We start from the raw sequence: 5,271 nt of genomic DNA, 5'->3' as shown, positions 1-5,271 counted from the left end.
ACAAAGAATTACAGTCGTTTTTGAAATTTAATAATTGCCAAGGCGTTCGTTTTCACAAGACAATTCCATCAAATTTTCAGCAAGAATTTGAGAGCAGCTATCCACATTTGATTGCCTGATAATGGTTATGGCCTTTCTAAATCTCCTTCTTTCTTTTCATCTTCTATAAACAGGTATATAATTCAAAAAACACCAAGAAAGTACCCATTTAAAGCTTCAGATTTTCAATAGGTATAAAAGGATTCATACTAATATGCTCCAATTAATTATATGATTAATTGGAGCATTTGTTGTTTTATATATTATAGGAACAAAATCATACACACGTTTTTATATTAAACTGACCTAGGTCATCTAAGGGACTTTGTTAGAGGGTTAGTTTTGCCTGTAGATAATCTTTAAAGCAATTAAAAAATATTAAAGATTTTATCACTTCTTACAACAAAAAAATGTCAATCAAATTTAAGGTGTTAATAGTGTTCTGTTTTTCTATGCTTTGTTCTTCTGCTTATGCTCAAAATTACAAGGATACAGTAGCGCTAAAGCAACATAATATTACAAAAGACAATCAGGATCCGATTCCGGTTCGCGATAAAAGAATTAGCTATTCAGATAATAAGAAATCGAAAAAAATATCCCTCGATTTTATCGGCTATATTAAGTTAATAGGTGGATTGGATTTAGGTAATATTCAAAATACTAGCGAGTTTTATCCTAGTAAAATTCCGATTTATCCAACCTTGCGTGAAGAAAAACCTCGTAGTTTTTTAGATGCTAGACAAACACGACTTGCCGTAGATGGTAAGTATGAAGTATCAGATACTGAGAAAATTCACATCTATGTAGAAATGGATTTTTTTAACACAGAAGCTGCAACCAGTTTTGTGCCACATTTGCGTCATGCTTACGGAGAATATAAAGGGTTTTTAATTGGTCAAACGTGGAGTACTATGAAAAACACATCTGCTTTTCCTGTACAAGTAGATTTTGAAGGTCCCAATAGTATTGCAGGACCAAGAAACCCAATGATTAGATATACACAGTCCATAAATAATAAGTATTCTTTTGCAGTAGCTCTAGAAACTCATAATGAAGATTATACACCCTATGATGTTAATATAGATGATAGTATGGCTTTTCAATATGTTCCAGATTTAATAGTATACATACAAAAAAATGGAAACTGGGGAAACCTTAGGTTAACAGGTATCTTGAAAAATATGTCGTATACAAACGCCAGTTCAAACGCTATTAAAAGTAAAACAAGTGGAGGTGCAGAAATTTCAGGTATCGTTAAATTTTTAGATAGAAATGAAATTAATGATGATGTTAGATTTGGATATACCTATGGATTTGGTATTGCACATTATATAAACGATTTAAGAGGTCAAGGGTTAGATGCTGCTCCAGATAACAACGGTGATATGCAACCAATACCAGTTATGGGAGGATTTATAGCCTACAAACATGCGTGGAGTAAAACATCAACGTCTAGTGCTGTTTTTAGCTTTACAAGTATTGATAATTCTGATTATGTAGATGATGACATGTATGATTTCTCTACTTACGGCGCAGTTAATTATATGTGGTCACCCGTGGATCGATTGGATTATGGAGTGGAGTTAATTTATGGTAAAAATCAAAATAAGTTAAATGATAATGGTGTTGGCTATCGTGCTCAATTTATGGCTATTTATCACCTTTAATTATTGATAATAATTATTAAAAGTTAAAAAATATATTATGGATATTATTTACAACACACTCAGAAACTTCCCTTATCTAACCTTATTCTTAGCAATTGCAATAGGGTATTTTGTAGGGAAATTTAAAGTCGGAAAATTTACACTTGGAGGCGTTGCCGGAACATTAATTATGGCTGTCGTTATTGGTCAAGTAGGTGGATTTGAAATTAGCGGAGAAGTGAAAAGTCTTTTCTTTGCCTTATTTATTTTTATGGTTGGATATTTAGGTGGTCCACAATTCTTCGCTTCATTAAAGCTTTCCTCTTTAAAATTTTTATTAGCTGCATTTTCAATGACTGTTTTAGGTCTACTGGTTGTGGTTGGACTTTCTATTTGGATGGGTCTAGACAAAGGTATGGCAGCTGGATTAGCTGCTGGAGGATTAACACAGTCTGCAATAATTGGTACAGCAGGAGAAGCTATTGATAAGTTAGGACTAGCAACAGAAGCTGCTAAAATAATGAAAACAAATGTTGCTGTTGGTTATTCTATAACTTACATTTTTGGTTCTATAGGACCTATATTAATGGTGTCATTTATTCCTATCCTCATGAAATGGGATATCAGAGCAGAAGCCAAAAAATTAGCGGTAAAACTTGGTGGTAGTAAAGAAATGGTAGAAGGGGAATTTGATCCTATTAAGAGAGTAGATACTAGAGTCTTCAAAATTTCAAAAACTTCAAAATATTTAAGCAAAACGATTCAAAATTTTGAAACTGATTTAAATTCTAAATTAACGGTAGAGCTTGTTATTAGTGATGGTAAAAATTTAGAGTCTAAAGTAGATTTACAAATTAAAGAAGGCGATATTTTATTTGTAACAGGATTAATAACTGCCTTTTCTAAAGCTGGTAATATTTTAGGTGAAGAGATTTCAGAATTTGGAGCAAACATTGATTTTACAGAGGAGGAAAGACACATCATTCTTTCAAACAAAAAACTACATGGTAAAACATTAGCTGAAATTCGTGAGAAATTAGGATTAACTAAAACACATGGTGTTTACATAAATAGTATTGTTAGAATGTCTCACGAATTATCAGTTTTAGATAATACTGAAATTCATGCTGGTGATGAAATAACACTAGTTGGTAAGAAAAAAGATTTAGATAGAATTGAAAAAGAAATAGGGTACAAACCAACGTCAATAAATAGCACAGATTTTATAGTCTTTGGTTTAGGTATGGTCGTTGGTTATTTAATAGGCGAAATTAATTTTGACATCAACGGAACAAACGTAGCGTTAGGCTCAGGATTGGGATGTTTAGTTTCTGGTTTAATTATTGGGTTTTTAAGAACAAAACATCCAAAAATGGGAGGTATAAACGTAGGTGCAGCTAGTTTTATCCAAACCTTCGGGCTTGCTGTATTTGTTGGTATTGTTGGACTAAATGCTGGTGCTCCTGCTTTTCAAGCTATTTTAAAAAGTGGTATAACCTTATTTCTTTTAGGAATTCTAGTCACTATGATTCCTATGATTGTTCAGTTTTTTATGAATTTTTATGTATTAAAAATTAAAAATCCTGTAGAAGCTTTAGGAGTTCTTACAGGTAGTAAAAGTGCCAATCCAGCATTTTCTTCTTTATTAGATAAAACACAAAATGCAACACCAACGCCAACATTTACAATGACATACGCGGTTGCAAATATATTTTTAACACTTTGGGGACCAATAATTATTGCATTGATGCCTTAAATTATAAAACACAATAAAATGAAAAAACAAGAAGAAGTCGAACTTAATACATTAAGTCCGTTCGAGGTAAAAGACACGCTAATAAAACTTGCAAAATCAAATCACCAACATTCAATGATTAATGCAGGTAGAGGTAACCCTAACTGGATTGCAACAAAACCTAGAGACGCCTATTTTCAACTTGGTTTATTTAGTTTAGAAGAAAGTAAAAGACAATTTCAGGAACTAGATGGTTTTGGAGGTATTACAGATAAAGATGGTATTACCAAAAGATTTGAAGCATATTTAGCTTTAAACAAAAATGTTATCGGTTTGCGTTATTTGAGGGACTTGTTTCAATTTGCAGTAGCCAATTATGGTATGGATTCTGACGATTTAATGTTTGAATGGGTTAATGGAATTATTGGAAACAATTATCCAGAGCCAGGAAGAATGTTAAAGCACTCTGAAACAATTGCTCATGCTTACTTAATGAAAGAAATGAGTGCAGGAACAACTCCTCCAAATTCTAAATATGATGTATTTGCAACAGAAGGAGGTACATCTGCTATGGTATATATATTCAATTCTTTAAAAGCAAATAAGTTTTTAAAAGCAGGAGATACTATTGCTATCGGAGCACCTATTTTTACACCATATTTTGAAATGCCAGCCTTAAAAGATTATGATTTGAAAATGGTTTTGATTAATGCTGATGAAAATAATAACTGGCAGATTCCAGATTCTGAAATTGATAAATTGAAGGATACTAATGTAAAAGCATTCTTTTTGGTAAACCCTAGCAATCCGCCATCAGTAAAATTAAGTAACGAAACATTAGATAAAATTGCGCAAATAGCTAAAGATAGAGAGGACTTAATTTTATTGACGGATGATGTTTATGGATCCTTTACAGAAAATTTTACGTCGTTAGCTATTAAAGCTCCAGAAAGTACGATTTTGGTGTATTCTTATTCAAAATATTTTGGTGCTACAGGTTGGAGACTTGGGGCAATAGCAGTTAATGAAAATAATATTTTCGATAAAATGCTAGCCAAGCTTCCAGAGGAAGATAAAGTTGAATTACGTGAGCGTTATGGAACAATTTCTTTAAATCCTGATGGTATAAAAATGATAGACCGTTTTGTTGCCGATAGTCGTAGTGTGGCTTTAAATCATACCGCTGGTTTATCTACACCACAACAAATTCAAATGTCGTTATTTTCTTTAGCAACTTTGATTGACAAAGAGAATAAGTACAAAACTGATGTAAAAAAACTAGTTAGAAATAGATATGATAAACTGTATAAAGACTTACCAGGAACCCCGTTAATTTCTGATAAAAATGAAAATGCCGCTTATTATTACACTTTGGTTGATTTCTTGAATTTGGCAAAAGATAAATACAGTGAAGAATTTAGTACATGGGTTGGCGAAAATTACAATGCTTTAGACCCTGTAATACGTTTGGCTGAAGAAGAATCTATTGTAGCTATGCCTGGAGGTGGTTTTGATGGACCAGATTGGACTATTAGGTTCTCGCTTGCTAATTCTTACTCTGAGGATTTTGAAAAAATTAGTATTCTCATAAACGATATCATTGATGAATATTATTACGCTTATCAAAGTAAGTAAAAACGTTTTATTTACCGTTGCACATTGGGTTACTATTCAAAAAACACCCAGAAAATATCCGTTTAAAGCTTCAGATTTTCAATAGAATACTGTAGTGAAATTATAAATTTTACTGTATACTAAGGTCGGTAATCATACGCCTACCCTAGTATACAGTTTTTTTTTGGCTAACTTGCTTGCTAAAATCTCTAATAATAAAATTTAGGATAGAAGTTT

At 32.1% G+C, this 5,271-nt stretch carries 3 protein-coding genes; all 3 read left to right on the top strand.

The genetic code is table 11. The features are described 5' to 3' along the window. The first annotated feature begins 449 nt into the window (after nt 1–449). From ACSHWW_RS14220 to ACSHWW_RS14210, 3 genes are read left to right on the top strand one after another with little or no spacing between them, the layout of a single operon-like run. Nucleotides 450–1,706 (top strand): DcaP family trimeric outer membrane transporter, encoded by a 1,257-nt coding sequence (locus tag ACSHWW_RS14220; RefSeq protein ID WP_435683137.1) that lies wholly within the window; start codon nt 450–452, stop codon nt 1,704–1,706. 37 nt (nt 1,707–1,743) lie between these two features. Continuing rightward, nucleotides 1,744–3,441: an aspartate-alanine antiporter gene (gene aspT / locus ACSHWW_RS14215; RefSeq protein ID WP_435683136.1), complete on the top strand. Its 1,698-nt coding sequence runs from the start codon at nt 1,744–1,746 to the stop codon at nt 3,439–3,441. Nucleotides 3,442–3,459: 18 nt separating this feature from the next. Further along, nucleotides 3,460–5,055 (top strand): bifunctional aspartate transaminase/aspartate 4-decarboxylase, encoded by a 1,596-nt coding sequence (locus tag ACSHWW_RS14210; protein WP_435683135.1) that lies wholly within the window; start codon nt 3,460–3,462, stop codon nt 5,053–5,055. The last annotated feature ends 216 nt before the right edge of the window (nt 5,056–5,271 follow it).

This window comes from Nonlabens sp. (assembly GCF_051251825.1).
Taxonomy (GTDB): Bacteria; Bacteroidota; Bacteroidia; order Flavobacteriales; family Flavobacteriaceae; genus Nonlabens.
Note: the sequence above shows the minus strand (reverse complement) of the source record. Positions and strands in the feature narration are given on the sequence as shown.